The sequence below is a fragment of the Pseudomonas sp. FJ2-5-13 genome (assembly GCF_029201605.1).
In the GTDB taxonomy this organism is placed as follows: Bacteria; Pseudomonadota; Gammaproteobacteria; order Pseudomonadales; family Pseudomonadaceae; genus Aquipseudomonas; species Aquipseudomonas lactis.
Genome location: NZ_CP104045.1, coordinates 3,395,300 through 3,418,600, shown reverse-complemented (window position 1 = coordinate 3,418,600; position 23,301 = coordinate 3,395,300). Strand labels below are relative to the sequence as shown.

Genomic DNA, 23,301 nt, shown 5'->3' with positions numbered 1-23,301 from the left:
ATGCTTTCCAACCCTAATATCGACCTGGTGTCGCGCTTTCTTCGCTTGCCTCTGGAGCAGCGCCAGCAGTTTTACCAGCGCTTGCAAAGCCGGGGCATGAGTTTCGCTCAATTGCCGATTGCTCCCACCCGCCACGACAGCGACACACCGACGTTGTCTTACGCCCAGGAACGCCAGTGGTTCCTCTGGCAACTGGACAAGGACAGCACCGCCTATCACATCCCTGGCGCGCTGCGTTTGCACGGGCACTTGGACCTGGCCGCGTTGCAACGCAGTTTCGACAGCCTGCTGGCCCGGCATGAAAGCTTGCGCACGCAACTGGTCGAGGACGGTGAACGCCTGTGGCAGGCAGTGATGCCGCAGGCGCGGGTGCAGATCGAGCAGGCGCACATCGACGAAGCACAGTTGATGGCGCGGGTGGAAGAGGAGGTGGCGCGGCCGTTCGATTTGCACCAGGCGCCGTTGTTGCGTGTGACGCTGCTGCAACTGGCCGAGGATGAGCATGTGCTGGTGATGGTGCAGCACCATATCGTCTCCGATGGCTGGTCGATGCAGGTGATGGTAGAGGAACTGGTGCAGCTCTACGCGGCCCATAGCCAGGGCCATGACCTGCAACTGCCGGAACTGCCGATCCAGTACGCCGACTACGCGCTGTGGCAACGCGGCTGGATGGAAGCCGGAGAACAGGCGCGCCAACTCGCGTATTGGCAGGCCCAGCTGGGCGGCGAGCAACCGGTGCTGGAATTGCCGCTGGACCGTCCGCGCCCGGCGCAGCAAAGCCATCGCGGTGCAAGCCTGCAGGTGCATCTGCAACCGACGCTGGTGGCGGGTCTCAAGCGCCTGGCGCAGCAAGAGGGCGTGACCCCGTTCATGTTGCTGCTGGCGTCGTTCCAAGCCCTGTTGTATCGCTACAGCGGGCAGTCGGATATCCGCATTGGCGTGCCGAATGCCAACCGTAACCGCGTCGAAACCGAGCGGTTGATCGGCTTCTTCGTCAACACCCAGGTACTCAAGGCTGACCTTGAGGGGCAGATGAGCTTTGCCGAGCTGCTGCAACAAACCAAACGCCGCGCCCTGGAGGCCCAGGCTCATCAGGACCTGCCGTTCGAGCAACTGGTGGTGGCATTGCAGCCTGAACGCAGCTTGAGCCATAACCCGTTGTTCCAGGTGATGTTCAACCACCAGACCGAGGCCCAGGGCGGCCGTGAAGGCCAACAGTTGCCGGGCCTGCGTGTGGTGGAATTGGACTGGGACAGCCAGACCACCCATTTTGACCTGAGCCTGGACACCCATGAATCCGCCGACGGGCTTTGGGCCGCGCTGACGTACGCCACCGACCTGTTCGATGTCGCCACCATCGAGCGCCTGGCGCAACACTGGCAGCACCTGCTGCAGTCGGTGGTGAGCGCACCCCGCAGCCGCCTCTGCGAACTGCCGATAGTGGGCGCCGCTGAGCAACAGATGATGCTCCAGGACTGGAACGCCCCGGCTGGTGTCACCCCCTTTGAGGCTGTGCACCGGCTGTTTGAAGCCCAGGCTGATCAGCAGCCGGAACGTCAGGCCCTGGCCCTGAATGAGCAGGCCCTCAGCTATGGGGAACTGAACCGTCAGGCCAACCGTCTGGCGCATTACCTGCTGGCCCAGGGCGTAGGCCCTCAAGGGCTGGTGGGGATCGCCGTGGAGCGCTCCTTTGCCATGGTGGTCAGCTTGCTCGCGGTGCTCAAGACAGGAGCGGCGTATGTGCCGCTGGACCCTGAGTACCCCCGCGAACGCCTGGTGCATATGCTTGAGGACAGTGGTGTGGGCCTGGTGTTGACCCAATCCCACCTGCATGGGCGCCTGCCATTGCCGGCCCAGGTGCTGGCGGTGGACATCGACCTGGTCCAGGCGCAGTTGGCGTTGTGTGCCGACGATAATTTACCGGTTGAAGTCGAGCCCCAGAGCTTGGCGTATGTGATCTACACCTCTGGCTCCACAGGCAAGCCCAAGGGGGTTGCCATCAGTCATGCTGCACTGAGTGAGTTCGCTGGCATCGCGGCGGATTACTCGCAGTTGGTTGCCCAGGACCGAGTGTTGCAGTTTGCCACCTTGAACTTCGACGGTTTCGTCGAGCAGCTATACCCAGCCCTTACCCTTGGCGCCACCGTGGTACTGCGTGGCCCGCAGTTGTGGGACGGTGCCGAGCTGTACCGACAGATCATCGCCCAGGGCATTACCTTGGCCGACTTGCCCACCGCCTACTGGAAGCTGTTCCTGCAAGATTGCCTGGCAGCAGGCCCAAGGACCTATGGTGCCTTGCGCCAGATCCATATCGGCGGCGAAGCCATGCCGTTGGATGGCCCGCTGTTGTGGCAGCGCGCGGGGCTCTGCCATGTGCGCTTGCTCAACACCTACGGGCCTACCGAGGCCACGGTGGTTTCCAGCGTGCTGGACTGCACTGACCCGAGCGCCGTCAGCGCCGTCGGTGCCAGCCCCATTGGCCGGGCGCTGCCAGGGCGTGGCCTGTATGTGCTGGACCGAGACCTGAACCTGCTGCCGCTGGGCGCCGTGGGTGAACTCTATATCGCCAGCGCCAGTGGCTTGGCCCGTGCGTATTTGCAGCGGCCAGGCCTGACCGCCGAGCGCTTTGTCGCTGACCCGTTCAGCACATCCGGCGAGCGCCTGTACCGCACCGGCGACCTGGCGCGTTATCGCGCCGATGGCGTGGTGGAATATGTCGGGCGGGTCGATCACCAGGTCAAGGTCCGTGGTTTTCGCATAGAACTGGGTGAGATCGAAACTGTGCTGCTGGCCCAGAACAGCGTGCGTGAAGCGCTGTTGCTGGCTGCCGATAACCAACTGCTGGCCTACCTGGTACCTGCGCAGACGCTGTCTGAAACCGAGCGCGCCGAGGTTGCTGAACAGTTGATGGCCACCTTGCGCGACCACCTACCCGACTACATGGTGCCGGCGCACCTGATCTTCCTCGACCGCATGCCGCTCAACCCCAACGGCAAGCTGGATCGCCTGGCCCTGCCCAAGCCAGATGCCAGCGTGGAACAACAGGATTGGCGGGCGCCGGTCACCCCGTTGCAACAACAGGTGGCGGCGATCTGGGCGGCTATTCTTGGAGCCGAACGCGTGGGCTTGAACCAGCACTTCTTCGAACTGGGAGGGCATTCCCTGTTGGCGATGCAGGTGGTGTCACGCATCCGCCAGACCCTGAGCCTGGAAGTGCCGCTCAAAGCCGTGTTTGAGCACCCGCGGCTGGGGGCGTTTGTCGCGGCCTTGCAAGCCCAGGAGAGCCCATTGCCAACGGCGCCTGCCCTGCAGCCGGCCGGGCGCGTGCAGCCGTTGCCACTGTCTTACGCCCAGGAGCGACAGTGGTTTCTCTGGCAACTGGAACCCCACAGCGCGGCGTATCACATTCCCAGCGCGTTGCGCCTGAAAGGGCAATTGGACCTGGCTGCGTTGCAACACAGTTTCGATAGCTTGCTGGCGCGTCATGAAAGCCTGCGTACCCATATCCGCCAGGATCACGACGGCGCGGTGCAAGTGATTGAGCCGCCAATGTCCTTGCCGATCACCCAGGCCGATGTCGATGACGCCCAGCTCAAAGCCAGGGTGCAAGCCCTGATCGCCCAGCCGTTCGACCTGCAACAGGGCCCGTTGCTGCGCGTCACGCTGTTGCGCCTGGCCGCCGACGAGCATGTGTTGGTGTTGGTGCAGCATCACATCGTCTCCGATGGCTGGTCGATGCAGTTGGTGGTCGAGGAACTGGTGCAGTTGTATGCCGGTTACAGCCAGGGCCAGAACGTGCAGTTGCCGGCGCTGCCGATCCAGTATGCCGACTATGCCGTATGGCAGCGCAGCTGGATGGACGCCGGTGAGAAGCAACGTCAACTGGCCTACTGGCGTGAACTGTTGGGCGGTGAGCAGAGCCTGCTGGAGTTGCCGTTCGATCACCAGCGCCCGGCTGTGCAGAGCCACCGCGGCGCACGCCTGGCGTTCGAGCTGGCGCCGGAACTTACTCAGGGGCTCAAGGCGTTGGCCCACCAGCAGGGCGTGACCCTGTTCATGTTGTTGCTGGCATCGTTCCAGACCTTGTTGTACCGCTACAGCGGCCAGGAAGAAATACGCGTCGGCGTGCCGATTGCCAACCGCAATCGCAGCGAGACCGAGCGCTTGATTGGCTTCTTCGTCAACACCCAGGTGCTCAAGGCGGATGTGCATGGGCAGATGAGTGTCGAGCAGTTGCTGCAGCACGTTCGGCAACGCGCCCTGCAAGCCCAGGCCCACCAGGATTTGCCGTTCGAACAACTGGTGGAGGCCCTGCAACCTGAGCGTAGCCTGAGCCACAACCCGCTGTTCCAGGTCATGTTCAACCATCAGACTGACGTTGGCCAGGCTCAGGTTCAGCACCAATTGCCAGGGCTGCGGGTAGAAGGCCTGGACTGGGACAGCAAGACCGCACATTTCGACCTGGACCTGGATATTCAGGAGTCCACCGAAGGTATATGGGCCACTTTGGGTTATGCGCAGGACCTGTTCGAAGCCAGCACGGTGCAACGCATGGCGCGCCACTGGCAGAACCTGCTGCAGGGTATGGTCGCCAACCCGCGACAGCAGCTCAGCCAGTTAAGCTTGCTGGACGCGACCGAGCAACAACAGATCCTGCAACTGTGGGATCGCACGGAGTCTGGCTTTTCGGCCGAGCGCCTGGTGCATGAACGGTTTGCCGATCGCGCCCGGGCAAACCCGACGGCGGTGGCGGTGAAGTTCGACGCGCAAACCCTGAGCTACGGCGAACTGGATCGCCAGGCCAACCGCTTGGCCCGTGCCCTGATCGCCCGTGGCGTGGGCCCGGAAGTGCGGGTGGCCATCGCCATGCCGCGCAGTGCCGAGATCATGGTGGCGTTCCTGGCGGTGATGAAAGCCGGTGGCGTCTATGTGCCGCTGGATATCGAATACCCACGTGATCGCCTCCTGTACATGATGCAAGACAGTCGTTCGAAATTGCTGTTGACCCATTCGGCCGTGCAACACCGGTTGCCGATCCCGGACGGCCTCGAAGCCTTGGCGGTGGATCAGGTGCAAGCCTGGTCGGATTACAGCGATACGGCCCCGAATGTGGCGTTGGACGGCGACAACCTCGCCTACGTGATCTACACCTCCGGCTCCACCGGTTTGCCCAAGGGCGTGGCGGTGTCACACGGGCCGTTGGTGGCGCATATCATCGCCACCGGCGAGCGCTATGAAACTTCGCCGGCCGATTGCGAGCTGCACTTCATGTCGTTCGCTTTCGACGGCTCCCACGAAGGCTGGATGCACCCGCTGATCAACGGCGCCAGCGTGTTGATCCGTGATGACAGCCTATGGCTGCCGGAATACACCTACGAGCAGATGCATCGCCACAACGTGACCATGGCGGTGTTCCCACCGGTGTACCTGCAACAGTTGGCTGAACATGCCGAGCGCGACGGCAACCCACCGCCGGTGCGGGTGTACTGCTTCGGTGGTGATGCGGTGGCCCAGGCCAGCTATGACCTGGCCTGGCGCGCGCTGAAGCCCAAATACCTGTTCAACGGCTACGGCCCGACCGAAACCGTGGTCACACCGCTGTTGTGGAAGGCTCGTAAAGGCGACCCCTGCGGCGCCGTCTACGCGCCCATCGGTACCTTGCTGGGCAACCGCAGCGGTTATGTATTGGACGCGCAACTAAACCTGCAACCCATCGGCGTGGCCGGCGAGTTGTACCTGGGCGGCGAGGGCGTGGCGCGGGGTTATCTGGAGCGCCCGGCACTGACTGCCGAGCGTTTCGTGCCAGACCCGTTCGGCAAGCCGGGCAGCCGGGTGTATCGCAGCGGCGACCTGACCCGTGGGCGTCCGGATGGTGTGGTGGATTACCTGGGGCGTGTGGACCATCAGGTGAAGGTCCGGGGTTTCCGTATCGAACTGGGGGAAATCGAAGCTCGTTTGCGTGAGCAAGCCAGTGTCGGTGAAACCGTGGTGGTCGCACAGGAGGGGCCGACCGGCAAACAACTAGTGGCCTATGTAGTACCACTGGACCCGACGCTCCTGGATGATGCTGTCGCTCAATCCACCGGTCGCGAAACCTTGCGGCGCGCCTTGAAAACCCGCTTGCCGGATTACATGGTGCCGACGCACTTGATGTTCCTTGAGCGTATGCCACTGACCCCTAACGGCAAGCTCGACCGCAAGGGCTTGCCGCTGCCGGATGTGAGCCAGATGCAGCAGGTGTATGTGGCGCCCCAGAGCGAGTTGGAGCAGAAGATCGCCGCGATCTGGTCCGATGTGCTACGCCTGCCACAGGTGGGCCTGCATGATAATTTCTTCGAGCTGGGCGGCGATTCGATCATTTCGATTCAACTGGTCAGCCGCGCCCGCCAGGCCGGTGTACGTTTCACGCCCAAAGAGTTGTTCCAGCATCAGACCGTGCAGAGCCTGGCGACGGTCGCGAGGGAAGGCGACGGTGTGGTGCAGATGGATCAGTCGCCGCTGACTGGCGATTTGCTGCTGTTGCCAGTGCAACACAGTTTTTTTGCCGATGAGATTCCCCAGCGTCATCACTGGAACCAATCTGCGGTGCTGCAACCGCACCAGCCGTTGCAGGTACCACTGTTGTTGGCCGCACTGCAGGCATTGATCGTGCATCACGATGCCTTGCGCAGCACCTTTGTCGAGGGCGCACAGGGCTGGAGTGCGGCCTACCGTGGTCCGGATCAGCACCAGGCTGAAAAAGTGCTATGGCTAACCACATTGAACAGCGTCGAAGAACTTGAAGCCTTGGGCGAAGAGGCCCAGCGCAGCCTCGACCTAGGCGCAGGCCCGTTATTGCGTGCGGTGTTGGCGCAGTTGGCCGACGGTTCACAGCGCTTGTTGCTGGTGATCCATCACTTGGTGGTGGACGGCGTGTCGTGGCGCATCCTGCTTGAAGACTTGCAAAGTACGTATCAGCAACTGGCCCAAGGCGCCCCTGTGACGCTGCCAGCCAAGACCAGCGCCACCCGCACCTGGGCTGCTCGCCTGCAGACCTACGCCCACAGCCTGGCGTTACAACACGAGCTGGCTTGGTGGCAGACGCAATTGCAGGGCAGCCCGGTCGGTTTGCCGGGCGCCGATCCACAGGCGAGCCTGAGCAATCAACTGGCCCTGAGTGTGAGCACTCACCTGGATGCCACGTATACTCGGCGCTTGCTGCACGACGCGCCGAGTGCCTATCGCACCCAGATCAATGACCTGCTGTTGACTGCCCTGGCGCGAGTTATTACGCGCTGGAGCGGCGAGGCTTCGATGTTGATCCGGCTTGAAGGTCATGGCCGCGAAGATCTGTTCGATGACATCGACCTGACTCGCACTGTCGGTTGGTTCACCAGCCTTTACCCTGTGCAACTGGTACCGGCCGATTCCCTGGCTGCCTCCCTCAAGCGCATCAAGGAGCAGCTGCGAGCCGTGCCCGACAAGGGCCTGGGGTTCGGTGCCCTGCGTTACCTGGGTAATGCCGCAACGCAACAGGCGTTGGCGGCCTTGCCGCAGCCACGTATCACTTTCAACTATCTGGGGCAGTTCGATGCCAGCTTCGACAGCGGCGAACAGCCAGGACTGTTCACGCCGACCGCTGATGCCAGCGGTGCCGAGCAAAGCCCGCAGGCACCTTTGGGCAACTGGTTGGAAATCAACGGTCAGGTCTATGGTGGCGAGCTGAAGTTGAACTGGAGTTTCAGCCAGGCGATGTTCGGTGAAGCAACCGTCAAATGCTTGGCCGACGACTATGCCTTGGAACTCAAGGCTCTGATTGATCATTGTTGTGAGTCGGCGCATCAGGGCGTGACGCCGTCGGACTTCCCGTTGGCGCGGTTGTCCCAGGACCAGTTGGATGGCTTGGCACTGAACGTGGCTGAGGTCGAAGACCTGTACCCATTGTCACCCATGCAGCAAGGCATGCTGTTCCAATCGCTGTACGGCGAAGGTTCGGGTGACTACATCAACCAGATGCGCATTGATGTGCAGGGCCTGGATGTGGCGCGCTTCCACCAGGCCTGGCAGGTGGCGGTGCAACGCCACGAGATCCTGCGTAGCGGTTTTGTCTGGCAGGCGGAGCTTGAACAGCCTTTGCAGGTGGTCTACAAGCAGGTGCGCCTGCCGTTTATGGCGTTGGATTGGCAGACCCGTAAGGACTGCAACCGGGCCCTGGATGAGCTGGCCGAGTCGGCACGCACCCAGGGTTTTGTCCTGGAGCAGGCACCGCTGTTGAGCTTGACGCTAGTACGCACGGGGGCGACGAGCTACCACCTGATCTACACCAATCACCACATTTTGATGGATGGCTGGAGTGCTTCGCAGCTGTTCGGCGAGGTGTTGCAACAGTATGCCGGTGAGCCGCTGCCAGCGCCGACCGGGCGGTACCGCGACTACATCGCCTGGCTGCAGGCACAGGACAAAGCCGTCAGCCAGGCGTTCTGGCAGGCGCAACTGGTCAACTTGCAGGCGCCCACGCGCCTGGCCGATGCCGTAGAGACTGAAGTGGATGCGGCCCAGGCGGTCAATGGCGAGCATCGCTTGAGCCTGGATGCTGCGCAAACCGAACACCTCAAAGCCTTCGCCCAACGTCACAAGGTGACCCTCAATACTCTGGTGCAAGGCGCCTGGTTGTTGCTGTTGCATCACCACACTGGGCAAGCCACCGTAGTATTCGGCGCCACGGTAGCAGGGCGTCCGGCGGAACTGCGTGGGATTGAACAGCAGGTCGGCTTATTCATTAACACGCTGCCGGTGGTGGCGACGCTGGATGCGCAAATGTCGGTCAGCCATTGGCTGGAGCAACTTCAGCAACAGAACGTTGGCTTGCGTGAGCATGAACACACGCCGCTGTTCGAGATCCAGCGTTGGGCCGGGCTGGGTGGAGAGGCGCTGTTCGACAGTATCCTGGTGTTCGAGAACTACCCGGTGTCCGAGGCGCTGGAGCAGGGCGCACCGTCGGGGCTGCGTTTTGGCGCAGTGCACAGCCTGGAACAGACCCACTATCCATTGACCGTGTTGTTGGCTATAGGCCAGACACTGGGCTTGGAGTTCAACTACTCCCGCCAGGCTTTCAGCGGCGCGCATATCCAGCGCTTGGCCGAGCACTTCCAGCAGTTGCTGCTGGCCTTGGCTAGCGACGGCAGTCAACGCCTTGGCACGTTGCCCTCAGTGGCGCAGGCCGAGCGGCAGTGGGTATTGCATGATTGGAATGCCACTGCGGTGGATTACCCGCTGGATCAAGCGGTCCACACGCTGATCGAGGCTCAGGTGCTGCGTACACCGGATGCACCTGCCTTGATTTTCGCGGGGCAAGCCTTGAGTTACAGCGCGTTGAACGCCCGGGCCAATCGCCTGGCACATCGCTTGATGGCGGCCGGGGTTGGCCCGGATGTGCTGGTGGGGCTGGCGGCAGAGCGCTCGGTGGAGATGGTGGTTGGCCTGTTGGCGGTGCTCAAGGCCGGTGGCGCTTATGTGCCTCTGGACCCCGAGTATCCTCGTGATCGCCTGGCCTACATGCTACAAGACAGTGGTGTGCAACTGCTGTTGACCCAGGCTCATCTACTGGCGCAACTGCCGGTTCCTGCCGGTGTGCAAACCCTGGTGCTGGAACATGGCGATACCTGGCTGGAAACCTTCAGCAGCCACAACCCGAATATCCCGGTGCACGGCGAAAACCTTGCCTATGTGATCTACACCTCCGGCTCCACCGGTCAGCCCAAGGGCGCTGGCAACCGCCATATCGCGCTGACCAACCGCCTGTGCTGGATGCAACAGGCATATGGGCTCACGCCGCACGACAGCGTGTTGCAGAAAACTCCGTTCAGCTTTGACGTGTCGGTGTGGGAGTTTTTCTGGCCGCTGATGACCGGCGCGCGTCTGGTAGTGGCGGCACCGGGCGATCATCGTGATCCAGCCATGCTGGTACGGCTGATCAACGAGCAACAGGTCACCACGTTGCATTTCGTGCCTTCCATGTTGCAAGCGTTCTTGCAAGACGCGGCGGTTACTTCATGCCAGAGCCTGCAACACATCGTTTGCAGTGGGGAGGCGTTGCCTGCGGATGCCCAGCTACAGGTGTTCGCCAAATTGCCCCACGCCGGCTTGTACAACCTGTACGGCCCTACCGAAGCCGCTATCGACGTAACCCATTGGACCTGTGTCGAGGAAGGTCGCGACGCCGTACCCATAGGCCGACCCATTGCCAACCTGGGCTGCTACGTGCTGGACGACAACCTGGAACCTGCGCCAGTGGGTGTGCTGGGCGAACTGTATTTGGGCGGTATTGGCTTGGCGCGGGGTTATCACCGCCGTGCGACACTTACCGCCGAGCGGTTTGTGACCGACCCGTTCGGCAGCGGCACGCGTCTGTATCGCACCGGTGACCTGGCGCGTTATCGCGACGATGGCGTGATTGAATATGCCGGGCGCATCGATCACCAGGTCAAACTGCGCGGCCTGCGCATAGAGTTGGGCGAAATCGAAGCGCGCCTGCTGGAGCTCGACAATGTCCGCGAAGCTGCGGTGCTGGCGGTGGACGGTACCCACCTGGTGGGTTACCTAGTGCTGCAACAGCCCCTTGAAGAGTGGAAGGCAGGGGTGGTTGCACACCTGGCCGAGCAGTTGCCCGACTACATGGTCCCGGCGCAGTGGGTGGTACTGGCGCAGATGCCGTTGAGCCCGAACGGCAAGCTGGACCGTAAGGCGTTGCCCAAGCCAGAGGCTCACGGTACGGCGCAATACCAGGCGCCCGTGAGCGAGATGGAGCAGCAAATCGCGGCGGTCTGGCGCGAGGTGCTGGAGGTGGAGCGCGTAGGGCTCAACGACAACTTCTTCGAACTCGGTGGCCATTCATTGCGAGTGCTGATGCTCAAGGAGCGAATTCGCAAGGTCAGCGGCGTGAACCTGTCTGTCAGCCAATTGATGCTTAACCCCACCGTGGCGGGGCAGGTCAAATGCCTGCAGGGCAATGGCCGGTCTTCGTTGATCGTCAAGCTCAACCAGCAGACGCAAGGCACGCCGTTGTTCCTGTTCCACCCAAGCTTCGGCTCGGTGCATTGCTACACCGCGATTGCCCTGGCCTTGCGCGAGCAGCGCCCGGTGTTCGGGGTCATGTGTCGTGCCTTGGCCGAAGAGGGCGCCACGGTGCCGCAATGGCAGGTAATGGTCGAGGACTACACCGCGCAATTGTTGGTGGCCCAACCCCAAGGCGCGTTCCGCGTGGGTGGCTGGTCATTGGGCGGCAACCTGGCGATGGAGGTAGCCTACGGCCTGGAGCAAGCCGGCCGAGAAGTGGAGTTTGTCGGCTGGATCGACGCTGCGCCGCCGCAATGGGTCAAACCCTATTGGGACGCAGTGGTGGTCGAGGACGCTCGCGAGATCTCAGCCAATGAGCGCCGCGCAGCGTTGCTGGGGGTTATGTTTCCTGAGTTCGCCGAGTCCATCCAACACGCCTGGCAGCAATGCCAACGGGGTAGCGAGGATGAAACGGGACAATGGCAGGAATTTGTGAGTTGGGCTGAACAGTCTTTGGGCGAAGCCTTCACGGTGATCAAGGATGAACTACTGCGTGGCAATGAGGCGCAGATTTCCTGGGACGTTGACCGGGCACTCAGTGAGCGTTTGCTGCAAGCTGACTTCAAGCCGATCAAGGCGCCCGTCACTTGTTGGTGGGCGTCCATGAGCCGGGCAGGGCGCTTTAAGGACCTGATCGAGCAGCAAATGGCAACGGTGATCAGCCAAGGGCGCATCGAGCGCTCAGTGATGATCGAGACCGATCATGACGGCATTATCGACAGCGCGGTGTTTATCAGCAGTTTGGTAGAGGCGTTGAGGTAAGCCGCCGCTCAACCACAAAAACCCGGATCCAGTGTCCGGGTTTTTTTATGCTCCAATCCCTCTTCGCCAGTATCTCTACACGCGCAAAAAAAAGCCCGGTGAGCATGGGGTGCTCACCGGGCGTTTGATCGATTGACGCGTGGAATCAGAAGTCCCAGCGCGTGCTGACCATCACATTACGTGGCTCACCGTAGGCGGCCGAGTTATAGAAGCCCACGTTGGTGTAGTAAGACTTGTCGAAGATGTTGTTGAAGTTGACGGTAGCCGACAGGTTCTTGGTGACCTGGTAGCGGGTCATCAAGTCCACCAGCCAGTAGGACTCCTGGGTGATGTCCTGGTTTTTCTCAAGTGGCCCGTTCCAGATCTCGTTCCAACCTTTGGTCTGCCAGCGTACACCGCCACCGATGGTGAACTTGTCCAGGTCGCCCTTGAGTTTGTAGGTGGTGTTCAGGTTGACCTGATGCTCGGGTTCGAAGGTGGAGAGTTTCTTGTCGTCTTCGTCTCGTACGATCTTGTGGGTGTAGCCACCTTGAAGTTGCCAGCCTGGGCTCAATTCACCGGAAATTTCCGCTTCGTAGCCTTTGGTGACGGCCTTGGAGCTCTTGAACGCCCAGTTGTTCGGGGCAGGTGTCTGGTTGTTGTAGGCGTCATCCGAGATGGGGCGATTAGTCTCATGCACTTCGAAGTAAGCGATGCTGGTGTTGAGGCGGCCATCGAAAAACTCGCCCTTGAGGCCCAACTCGTAGTTCTGCCCTTCGTCTGGCTCGAGCAGCTTCTCGTTACGGTCCTTATAGGTGCTTTCCTGAGGTTGGAAGATATCGGTGTAGCTGGCGTATACCGAGAAGTTGTCGTTGAGGTCGTAGATCACACCGGCGTAAGGAATGAACCGCCCTGTTTCCTTGTAGGAAGGGTTGTTGCCAGTCACGTGATAGTTGGCCACGCGCCCACCCAGGATCACGTTCAGGTCGTCAATCACGTTGAAACGCGCGGTCAGGTAATACCCGGTTTGACGGATAGTGTCGTCGATGTGCTGTTGGGCAGGACCGTAGATAGGCTTGGCGATATGGCCGTTCCAGTTATAGAAATCGACCTTGTTACCGCCAGGCCATTCCGGCGACCAGTACCCCTTGCCTTGCCAGCGTGAAGTGCCGATCGAGCCGCCCACCACCAGTTCATGCTCGCGGCCAAACAGGCTGAAAGGGCCGGTGGCGTAGAGGTCGGCCGAGGTGCTCTTGGTCTCGCCGGTGTATTTCTGCCCGTTGATCTCGGCGGTGCCATCGGCTGCCGGCTGGACGAATTGGATCGAACCCAGGTCGGCGTGGTAGCTGTTGATCTTGTGGTCGAGCTGGAATTTGGTCACCCAGCCGTCGCCCAGGTCATGCTCGAGCATGGCAAAGGCGGTACGCGTGTTTTGCTCCCACGAACTCCAGGTGGTGCCGTTGTTGTAGGAACGCGGCATTTTGTTGATGCTGCCATTGGAGTTGACCAGCGGGAAGGAGCCGGACCAACTGGAACCCTGCGGAATGTTGTCCTGGTAATCGAAGCCCACCGTCAGCATGGTATCGGGAGACAGGTCGAACTCGGTGATGCCGTAGTAGGTTTCGGTCTTGCGCGAGTAGTGGTCCATAAAGGACTTTTTGTCCTGATACGCAGCGACCGCACGGCCACGGATATTGCCGCTGTCGGTCAAGGGGCCACTGACATCCACTTCGCTGCGGTAGTTGTCCCAGGAACCCGCCCCCAATTGCACATGGCCCTTGAATTCCGCGGTTGGCTTCTTGCGGATCAAGTTGATGGTCGCACCCAGGGAACCGGCACCGTTGAGCAGGCCGGTAGCGCCCTTGAGGACTTCAACACGGTCGTAGATCGCCATGTCGCTCAGGGTGTTGCCCGCCGAATAGCCGACGTTACGCACAGTCGATGGAATACCGTCGTACTGGAAACTATTGACCGAAAAACCACGGGAATAGTAGTTGGTGCGGTCGGAGTCGTAGGCGGAAACGGTGATGCCCGGCGTATGGCGCATCACGTCATCCATGTTGTTGAGGCCAAAATCCTCGATGTGCTGGCGAGTCACCACGGTGATCGACTGCGGAGTTTGCCGTGGGGTCAACGTCAAACGTGTAGCCGTGGCAATCGTGCCAGGCGTGTAGGAACCAGAACCTTCGGTGACGTTGCCCAAGTAGTTGGCGGTCACTTGCGTCGGGCTCAGCTCGAGTCCACCACCGCTACCAGCAGCAGTAACGGTCAAGGTGTTGCCGTTGAGGTTATAGGTAGTCTGGCTACCGGCCAGCAATGCAGCTATGGCCTGCTGCGGCTGCATCTTGCCCTTGACGGATGGGCTGTTCTTGCCCTGCACATCGCCCGGGCTGTAGAGCACTTGCACATTGGTCTGGCGGCCAAATTCCTGCAGTGCGCTCCCCAGCGACTGCGCAGGAATATTCAACTCGATCTCCTGGGCCTGTACATAGCCTGCAATCGGCATCGACACAGCCAACGCCAGGGCACTGGGCAAGAGGTTGATGTTCAGGGCCCGGCGCATGGATAGCGCTTTGCTCAGGGGGCTGAGAACGAGTCGTGCTGGCATGGATGCTTTCTCTTCTATGTTTTAAGTGGGCAATTCTAAGTGTTTATTGAGGTTAGTTCTCATTACCACTAGTGAGACGTTCCTACTTCGCAAAACCGGAAAAAATTATTCCGGTACTTCATGCAGGCTCCATCTCGTGCACCACCTGGCCGGCGCGCAGGCGCACCAAATGATCGGCGATGTCGAAATAACGGTCGTCGTGGCTGATTACGATGATGGTCTTGCCCAGGCGTTTGAGGTCCGGCAGCAGCTCGGTGTAGAAGATGCGGCGAAAGGCCGGGTCCTGGTCGGCGGCCCATTCGTCGAACACCAGCACCGGGCGCTCTTCCAGCCAGGCATTGACCAGGGCCAGGCGCTTGCGTTGGCCGGTGGACAGGTCAGTGGTGCTGAACACGCCGTCCTTGACGCTGACCTTGTGTGCGATTTCCAGGCGCTCAAGGTATTGGGTGGCGCTGTCCAGGGACTGGGTGGCGCTGCCTTGTACCAAGTCATCGAACAGGTAATAGTCGGAAAATACCGTGGTGAACAACTGACGATAATCGTCGCGCTCTGGGTCGGTCACCGCTGTACCGTTGAGCAGGATCTCACCCGACTGAGGCGGATACAGGCCCAGCAGTAATTTGATCAGCGTGGTCTTGCCACTACCATTCTCGCCGACGACAAACACGATATCGCCTTGCTTGATGCTCAGGTTGATCGGCCCCAGGTGGAAAGGTTGGCTGCCTTCAACCGCTGGCGGGCTGTAGCTGACGCCGCGCAGTTCAAGGCTGTTGACCAGCGGTTTCGGCGCCTCACTGTCGTCCATCAACAAGTGGGGCTCGGGCGAAGAAAAACGCTCCGACAGTTCGCTGATGCGCCCAAAGGCAATCTTCGCCTTGCCAACGACGGGCAGGTAACCCAGCAGGTGTTCCAGCGGGCCTTTCATATACAGCAGTACCAGCACGAAGCCGGTAATCACGGTGGGATCGGGGTTGGGGTTGTAGGCCTGCATCGCCAGGGCCAGGCCGATGACCACGAAGAACAGCATCGAGCCAAAGGTCTTGGCCAGGATATAGATGTTGACTGAACGCACCTGGATATCGCTGATGCGGTCTGCGGTTTCCTGGATACGATGGGTGTTCATGCGAAACCGCCGCGGGCGGTGCATGCGCAGTTCCTTGGCCCCCGAAGCAATTGCATTGTAGTAACGCTGCAATTCATCTTCGTGGCTGCGGGCCAGATCGAAGCCCTGGATGCCTTTGCCGCCCGCGATGAATTGCACGGCGCTGCCGATGATGATTGCGACCACCATCATCAGGAACATCGGCACGGACAGGTAAGCCAGGTAACCTAGGCATCCCAGGGTAACGGTGGCGGCGATGGCCAGGGGCGTGAAGGCAAAGGAAAAATCGCTGATGGTGTCCACGTCGTGGGTCAGCACTGGGATCAGGCGGTGAGAGCGATATTGCTCGATCTGCCCGATGGGCGCTGACAGCACCTTTTCACCCAGATCCTTGCGCAGGGCGGCAATGATTCGTTGTCCGACGTAGTTGGTGCCGATGTCGGAAATAATCGAGCTGACCAGCGCCATTACACACAACGCGGCGAAGGTCAATACCACACCCTGAGTCATCCCCCCCGCCGAATGCAGGGCATTATTAATCGTCGCCAACAGCAAGGTAATGGCCAGGCCGCCCGCCATGCCAAGGGCGACGGAGACCGTCACGATAGTGCGAAAGGGCCTGAGCAATGCGAGCAAACCTTTGAAGGCGCCGCGCTTGGGGTCGGTCATAAATACTTCCCGGAAAGTGAAAAAGAGGGGGCTGGGCACACAGACCCTTACCCATGACAAACGAAGCTGTGGCGTGACTATTTAGCGCGGCGTGCCGGGCGGTGGCCGTGGGCGATAAATTGCCCGGGGCCTGGTTCGTTCTTGTTCTGTAGGCGCACGTGTATCAATGCCGTGCGTGGCCCTTTGAGCGAGAGCGAAACACATGACGAAAAAGAACCTGGTGTATGTCTGGTCCCTGAGAAACGCCGCCGCCGACAAGGCGGGGCAGCCGGTGGCCTATAAAGACCACGAGCGCTATATGAAATCGGTGCTGGAGTTTCTGGTGGGCTCGCTCAACGACACGCCGCTGGGCGAGGCTTACAACCTGGTGGGCGTGGTGTATGACGACGATGAGCAAAACCCGCGGGACCAGCAGTTGGTGGCGGACTATGGCTTTGCTTACCAGCCGGGTCGCCAGTGGCTGTACCCGGCGGATTTGCGTGTGCAGGGCACGTTGGTCAATGACCTGCTGCTGAGCGTGCCGTCGACCTATCGCCGCCTGCCACGGGGCAGCGCCGAACATGTCGCCGGCAAGCAGGATTTCGAGCGTCGCCTGCATGACACCCTGGTGGAGTTGAAGGCTGACATCGTGGTGCTGGATGGTTTGCTGGTGATCCTCGACGAGCTGGTGCGCCCGGGTGCGCCGTTTGCGCGGCGCATCATGAACATTCATCCGGGCATCACCCGCCTCGAGTCGCCGTACGAACGCCGTGGGGCGTACGCCACCTGGAATGCGCTGTACGGCGCACGTGGGCAGGCGATCACCGACTGGGCGAGCAAAGCGACGCAGGCGTGCGAACCGTTGTATTGGACGGGTGCGTCATTCCACTACGTGGATAACGGCATCGATTCGGGAGAGGTGTTCCACGACGTGCTCAAGACCGAGATTTCGCCCGAGGACACCATCCTTGAGCTGCGCTGGAACAATTTCAACAACAGCCTGTTCCCGGCACTGCATGAAGGCTTGGAGCTGTTGGCCAAGCAAGGCTGAACCCTGTAGGAGCGAGCTTGCTCGCGAAAAACGTCAACGATTACTTGCGTTTCCTGAATAAGCGCAGCGTCTGTGAGTTTTTCGCGAGCAAGCTCGCTCCTACAAGGTATTAGAGTTCGCGCACGACCCGAAAACCGATCCAATCCCCGCGCGTTTGCGGGTAGATGTTGTTGCGATTGCCCGAGCGTGAGAACACCGGCGCCTCGCCCCAGTCATTGCCGCGAATCTGGTAGGCCTCGCAGTTGGGCTCCACCCAAGCACTGCCATCCGTCGGTGCGCCGACGTAGTTCGGGTGCTCGCAATCAGCCACCCGCTCATACACGTTGCCGTGCATGTCATACATGCCAAAGGCATTCGGTGGGTAGCTGCCCACGGGCGACGAATAGCTGTAGCCGTCCGCCGGGCCGTAGGTGTTGGCGTGCTGGGCGATGCTGTAGCCCTTGCCTTCGTCGAACGGGAAGGGGAACGGGCCGCTGGTGCCGGCGCGGGCGGCGTATTCGCGTTGGGCTTCGCTGACCATCTGGTAGGTGTGCCCGGTCTTCTTCGACAACCAGCTCACGTACTGCTTGATGTCGTCCATGTCCATGCACACCGCCGGCTGACGTGGCCCCTGGGGGGAGCGCGGCTTGCTGGCGATGCATTCACGGCCGGGGCGGTCGTCGCCATTGGCGATCTTGACGCCGGTCTGGCGCACGTAGCTGTCCCATTCGCCGGCGGTGATATGGAAGCGGCTCATGGCGAACGGTTTGGCGAAGGTCACCTCATGCATCGGGCCTTCGTCGGGCTCGCGGCCGACTTCGTCTTCGGGCGTGCCCATGGTGAAGGTGCCGGCGGGCAGCACCACCATTTCCGGGCAGTCCTTGCAGTCTTTGAACACCTTGCCCGGTTGTGGGGCGGCGGCCTGGGCCATCCCAGGCAGCAGGGCGCCGCACAGGGCGGTGAGTGCCAGTGCGGTGAGGGGTTTGAGTTGGGATGGAATCATGGAAGCATCTCGTTCAAAGGGAAAAGGGGTCATAACCGCTGGCTCAGCAGGGTCATGAAGCGCTGGATCTCATCGGAGTTGTTAAGCAGGCCCGGTGAGGTGCGAATCACCGGGCCAACGTCACGGTCCACTGCGTCCACCACCACGCGGTTTTTCATCAGGTAGGCCGCGACGGCATCGCTGTCCTGATCCTTGACTCGGAAAAAGGTGAAACCCGCTGACAGCTCGGGGCTGCGCGGTGTCACCAGTTCGATCTGCGGGTGGGCCAGCAGTTGGTCCTTGAGTTCGGTGTTGAGGGCATGGATACGTGCCTGCACCGGCGCCTTGCCCAGTTGCAGGTGCAACTTGAAGGCTTCATCGGCGGCCCAGCGATGCTCGAAGGCGTGGTAGCCACCGGGCGTCATGGTCGTGGCGAAGTCCTTGTCTTCGGAGAAGGTCGGAATCATTGGTGTGACGTATTTGTTTTCGGTCTCGCGGGCGCACACCAGGCCAGTGCCGCGCGGGCCGAACATCCACTTGTGAGTACCGGCGATGAAGAAGTCGCACTGCATGCTTGGGAAGTCGAGGTCTTCCACGCCGAACCCGTGCACGCCATCGACGATATAGAGCAGGCGATCTGGCTCGTCACGGTTGCGATTGTGTTCGTCCACCAGCTTGCCGATCTCACCGATGGGCAGTTTCACGCCGCTGCCGGACTGCACCCAGGTCATGCCCAGCACGCGGGTGTTGGGGCGAATGTTACGCTGGATGTTGCCCAGCACTTCATCGGCCGAGACCTGATTGGGGGTTTTGAACAGGCGTATTTTACGTACCTGGGTCCGCTCCTTGCGCACCCTGAAATCCAGGCTGAACGCGGTGGCGTAGTGCTCATGCACCGTGGTGAGGATTTCCTGGTCGGCGCGCACCTTGATTCCACCATAGATCATCGCCAGCCCTTCGGATGTGCTGCCGGTGAGGGCGATCTGCGCCGGTTTGGCGTTCAGGTAACGGCCGGCCCACTCGCGAACCTGGCCTTCACGCTTCCAGGTTTCCTGCAAGTCCCAGTCCATGGCCAGGCCGGGGTTGCGGTCGATCTGCTGGCGGTAGCGCTCGATGGCTTCGCGCACGGGCCTGGGGTGCGAGGCCACCAGGAAGTTGGAAAAGTGCAGGTAGCTCGGGTCCTGGTTGAACAGCTGTTTCAATCCCGTCCATGGGTCGTTCGTAACGGCGGCCACTGCCTGAGGCAGCAACGCGGTGCCCAGCGGCAGGCTCGCGGCAAAGACGCCGGCCTGCTTGAGAAATGTGCGGCGGTCGGTCATGGACTTACTTCATGGTAGTTAGCGATTGGCCAATGGCTTGGCGGATTTTTGTACCTGCTCCCACACCCGCAGGAAGTTGCCTCCCCACAGCTTGGCGATATCGGCTTCGGAGTAGCCGCGTTGGATCAGTTCGGCGGTGACGTTGCGCACCTCGCCGACGTTCTCCCAGCCCTGGAGGCCGCCGCCGTCGTTGAAGTCCGAGGCAATACCGACATGATCGATGCCGATCTTGCGCACGGTGTAGTCGATGGCATCGCCCAGGTCCTTGAGGGTGGCCTTGGGTTCTTCCTCGAGAATGCCGTACAGCGCGCTGGCGTACTGGCCGAAGCGTTGCTCGGGCCAGGCGGCAATGATTGCATCGCCGGGCATCAAGGCCATGGCCAAGTTGGGCAGTGGCGGCAGGTCGAAGCGTGCGCGCAGGACGTTGAGCTTGTCCTGGGTCGGCTGGCTCAAGGGGCGCAGGTAGGCGGGGAAGCCCACCACTTGCACCACGCCACCGCTGTTCTTGATCAGTTGCAGTTCCTTGTCACTGAGGTTGCGCGGGATGTCCACCGATGCCCGTGGCGCCGAGTGGGACGCCACCATCGGCGTGCGGCTCAACTGCGCGACCTGTTCCAGGGCCTTGGTCGACATCTGCGACACGTCGATGATCACCCCCAGGTCATTGAGGCGATGCACCGCTTGCTGGCCTATAGGCGACAGGCCCTCGAGGGCGTCGGTGGAGTCATTGAAAAACGGCAGCGGTCGCGACGAGTCGGACCAGGCGTTATTGCCGATGTAGCTGAAGCCGAACATGCGCATGCCGCGTGCGGCCCATAAGTCCAGCTGGTTCAGGTCATTGCCCAGGGGGTAGGCGTTGAGCATGCTGATAAAGATCGCGAACTTGCCTTCGCCCTGCAGGCGCCGCATATCGTCCGGGGTATAGGCGATGCCCACCTGGTTGGGAAAGTCACGCACCATGCCGGAGATGATCTTGTAGCGCACCTCCTGTTCGTGGCGGGCCTCCTCGACAAAACCATCGGTGGGCTTGTGCGGGGCGTTGGCGCCGTTCCAGATTTCCGGCCAGCCGAAGATCGTCAGCGCGGCACCCGACAATCGGCCGCGGGCAGCCTTGGCCAGGTCGAACTGGCCGCTGCCATCCTTGTCGGCCTCATTGCCCGCCGTGCCGAAATCCAGGGGCAGGGTGATGTGGCTGTCGAATGACAACAGGCGATCCTGCATTTCATTGGCCTGCTTGATCACTTCCAGCGGGTAGCCGGCGTTGCCCTTGAACCACTGATCCCAGACCAGCAAGCCCGCCCCGGCGCCGATAGCCAGGGCCAGCGGCAGGCCGATATACAGCGCCTTTTTCGAACGTGATTTTGTCATTGCCATCTCAGTCAGTTGAGGCCTTTGCTATCAGGGAGGAACGAGCGATGGCGGGGAAAATTTAGGTGGCGGGGGCAGGGCGGTAAATTTCGTCGGGCTGCAAACGTTCTAGCTCTGATCAAGCCGTTTCCTAAGGTAGCCAATGACAATCTCTCGACGTGGGTTCATCGCAGGCCTGGCGCTGACCGGTGCAGCCGTGCCCGCGGCCTTTTATGCCCATCGCGAGTTGACACGGGAAGAAGCGTTTCCCATCACCCCCGGCGAAGCCACGGTCGACCTCGCCGACACCCAAGGCCAGCACCTGGCGAACACCCTGCGGGGCGTTTGGAGCCTGCGCCTGGAAGGCCGCGATGCCGGCCTTGCGGGCCTGCCGCTGCAAGGCCTGGAGTTGCTGCTGGACATCGCCCCCCGTGGCCGTGGCCTGCGCGGTTACCTGGACACCGCCGAGCAGCTGCGCGCTGAAGGCGAGCCGCGCTACCGCGTCTTGGGCGACCTGCTGACGGGCGAGGGCACCGTGCTCTATTGGCGCTTGATCGACCGTGATTCCGCCGGCGCCGTGCCGGCCTATGAATTCAAGATGACCCTGGATCAAGTCTGGGCCGATTTCGGCAATGCCGGCAGCGCCACCCTCAGCGGGCACATCCTCGACCTTGAGCGGCCCCTGGCGCTGACCGAACGCGACAACCGTTTTATCGCCCACAAACAACTGTTTCCCGAAGCCCGCCAGCGCATCGGCCTCGACCCGACCTTGCTGGCCTGGCTGATTTCTCCCGAGCACCGGCTGTTTCACCAACTCTGGCACGCCACCCGTGACCAATGGCACAAACTCTCCGAAGAAAAACGCGAGGCCCTGCGCGGCATCGGCTGGCAGCCCGGGCCCCGTGGCCAAGAGCGCGACGCCCGTGGCAAGCGCAAGGACCGCAATGGTTCTGGCATCGACTTCTTCTTCATGCACCGCCACATGCTCGGCACCGCACGTTCCATGCAGGACTTGCCGTCCTGGCCGCAATTCCCCGAGCCGCAACCGCCGTTGGAGCGCGATCGCCTGGGCTTTGTGCGCTACTTTGACAACCACGACGGTTTCGCGCTGCCGCCCTGTTGGTCGGCGCCAGATGACGCCGACTACACCCAGTGGGTCAGCGATATCAAGGCGGCCGAGACCTACCACAGCAACTTTCAGGTGTGGGAATCCCAGTACCGCGATCCGCGCTACCTGGCCAAGTTGAGCCTGGGCCAACTGGGCTCGGAAATGGAACTGGGCCTGCACGATTGGCTGCATATGCGCTGGGCCTCGGTGCCCCGCGACCCGTCCAACGGCGCCCCGGTACCCTTCGCCCGTGACCCCGCAGACTTTGCCGCACGTTGGTATGCGCCGGAGAACGACTTCCTGGGCGACCCGTTTTCATCCCATGTAAACCCGGTGTTCTGGCATTTTCACGGCTGGATCGATGACCGCATCGAAGACTGGTTTCGTGCCCACGAGCGCTTCAACCCAGGTGAGGTGAGCCGACTGGAAGTCAACGGCGTGGCCTGGTTCGCGCCAGGCCGCTGGGTCGAAATAGGTGACCCGTGGCTGGGCCCGGACACCCACGGCTGCAGCACCACGCCGGGGCTGCAGCAGGGGCGTTCGATGGAAATGGATCCGGAGATCATGAAGCTGGCCCTGCGCATTACCTTCGGTGCCGATGAAGAGCTGCTCAAGGGCCTGTTCAAACGTGTACCGCAGCGGCCATGGTATGCGCGGCATTTGAAGCTCAAACGCGAGGCTTAGCCGGGGTTTTTAAACCTGCTCTTCCTCGCGCAATTGCGCACTCATCTCATCGCAACTGCGTGCCCAGTCGCTCAACCATTGCGGCATCGGCGGTGAAGTGTCGTCCAAGCCCAGTTCGCGAATAAATTCAGCCGGGGGCAGGGTGCCCTTGGCGGAGCGAAACAGCCCGCGCATCACCACCACGCCGACCACCCGCCCATTGCTGACAAAGCGGTGCTCCATCAGGTTCCACTTGTGGTCCCAGCCGAGAATGCGGGTGTGCACGTCGAATGCCTCAAACAGCTTCAATTCCCGACGGAACTTGCCCCAGGTATCGCCGACTATCGGCATAGCCTTGTGACGCAGCGCCACGCGAAAGGCGCCCGTGCGCAGCACAAAATCCATGCGTGCCACATCGGCCAGGGTGAAATACCGGCCATTGGTGACATGCCGGTTCAGGTCCAGGTCCAGCGGCCAGACGCGCATGCGCACCACCGTGGTGGCCAGGCCGTGAACCGGTTTGCGCCAGGGGCGGCGCAACAGCATGAGCAGTAATCGAAACCAGAGATTCATAAAAACGCCAGACAGTTGATTAATGGCCGCACTGTACGGGGGCGGAATCGGCTAAGGTAGATGCGTAAATGACTTATTACATGCGA

Annotated in this window: 9 protein-coding genes; 3 read left to right on the top strand and 6 right to left on the bottom strand. The window is 61.3% G+C overall.

What is annotated here, in order from left to right; genetic code table 11:
• On the top strand, window positions 1–11,856 hold the full coding sequence (locus N2A98_RS14810; RefSeq protein WP_275622212.1) for a non-ribosomal peptide synthetase: 11,856 nt from the start codon (window positions 1–3) through the stop codon (window positions 11,854–11,856).
• A gap of 145 nt (window positions 11,857–12,001) precedes the next feature.
• Here the strand turns inward: N2A98_RS14810 and N2A98_RS14805 are convergent, their stop codons facing one another.
• Entirely contained in the window at window positions 12,002–14,443 is a 2,442-nt protein-coding gene (locus N2A98_RS14805) for a TonB-dependent siderophore receptor (protein WP_275622211.1), read from the bottom strand.
• A 118-nt stretch (window positions 14,444–14,561) separates the two neighbouring features.
• Window positions 14,562–16,214: a cyclic peptide export ABC transporter gene (locus tag N2A98_RS14800; protein WP_275622210.1), complete on the bottom strand. Its 1,653-nt coding sequence runs from the start codon at window positions 16,212–16,214 to the stop codon at window positions 14,562–14,564.
• A 202-nt stretch (window positions 16,215–16,416) separates the two neighbouring features.
• Here N2A98_RS14800 and N2A98_RS14795 point away from each other — a divergent pair, with 202 nt between their 5' ends.
• The gene (locus tag N2A98_RS14795; protein ID WP_044274493.1) at window positions 16,417–17,244 is read left to right on the top strand and encodes a N(5)-hydroxyornithine transformylase PvdF; all 828 of its coding nucleotides are present in this window, start codon (window positions 16,417–16,419) and stop codon (window positions 17,242–17,244) included.
• 109 nt (window positions 17,245–17,353) lie between these two features.
• On the opposite strand, the gene N2A98_RS14790 is transcribed toward N2A98_RS14795, so the two are convergent.
• From N2A98_RS14790 to pvdM, 3 genes are read right to left on the bottom strand one after another with little or no spacing between them, the layout of a single operon-like run.
• On the bottom strand, window positions 17,354–18,226 hold the full coding sequence (locus tag N2A98_RS14790) for a formylglycine-generating enzyme family protein (protein ID WP_275622209.1): 873 nt from the start codon (window positions 18,224–18,226) through the stop codon (window positions 17,354–17,356).
• Window positions 18,227–18,255: 29 nt separating this feature from the next.
• Window positions 18,256–19,524, bottom strand: coding sequence for an aminotransferase class V-fold PLP-dependent enzyme (locus N2A98_RS14785; protein WP_047711094.1), 1,269 nt, complete (start codon window positions 19,522–19,524; stop codon window positions 18,256–18,258).
• 18 nt (window positions 19,525–19,542) lie between these two features.
• A complete protein-coding gene (gene pvdM / locus N2A98_RS14780; RefSeq protein WP_275622208.1) occupies window positions 19,543–20,892 on the bottom strand; it encodes a pyoverdine-tailoring dipeptidase-like protein PvdM in 1,350 nt (449 codons plus the stop codon).
• Between the two features lie 142 nt (window positions 20,893–21,034).
• On the opposite strand from pvdM, the gene N2A98_RS14775 reads away from it, so the two are divergent.
• Window positions 21,035–22,663 carry a PvdJ/PvdD/PvdP-like protein gene (locus N2A98_RS14775; protein WP_275622207.1) on the top strand — a complete coding sequence of 543 codons (1,629 nt, stop codon included), beginning with the start codon at window positions 21,035–21,037 and terminating at the stop codon, window positions 22,661–22,663.
• Window positions 22,664–22,672: 9 nt separating this feature from the next.
• On the opposite strand, the gene N2A98_RS14770 is transcribed toward N2A98_RS14775, so the two are convergent.
• A complete protein-coding gene (locus N2A98_RS14770; protein ID WP_044274483.1) occupies window positions 22,673–23,215 on the bottom strand; it encodes a thioesterase family protein in 543 nt (180 codons plus the stop codon).
• Window positions 23,216–23,301: the final 86 nt, after the last annotated feature.